Origin of the sequence: Peptoniphilus senegalensis JC140, from assembly GCF_000321025.1 — a bacterium.
GTDB lineage: Bacteria > Bacillota > Clostridia > Tissierellales > Peptoniphilaceae > Peptoniphilus_A > Peptoniphilus_A senegalensis.
The window spans coordinates 1-356 of record NZ_CAEL01000049.1; the positions used below are offsets into that span (position 1 = coordinate 1).

Annotated in this window: 1 rRNA gene; it reads left to right on the top strand. The window is 47.2% G+C overall.

The window, feature by feature from the left end:
* Nucleotides 1-356 (top strand): 23S ribosomal RNA (locus PTSHG_RS00070); the annotation flags it as partial.

A 356-nucleotide genomic window follows, 5' to 3' on the forward strand; every position in this document is an offset into this window, starting at 1 on the left:
GGTATCCTATAGCCAATCCATAACTATAGGAAGCGAACCAGGTGAACTGAAACATCTAAGTAACCTGAGGAAAAGAAAGAAAACTCGATTCCCCAAGTAGCGGCGAGCGAACAGGGAAGAGCCCGAAGTGTAAAAAGAGAAAATAGCCAGCCGAATCATCTGGGAAGAAGAACCAAAGAAGGTAAGAGTCCTGTAGGCGAAAGCGAAAATATCCGACACAAAAGAGTACCACGGAACACGAGAAATTCAGTGGGAATATGGGGGGACCACCCCCTAAGGCTAAATACTACTTGGTGACCGATAGCGAACAAGTACCGTGAGGGAAAGGTGAAAAGAACCCCGGGAGGGGAGTGAAA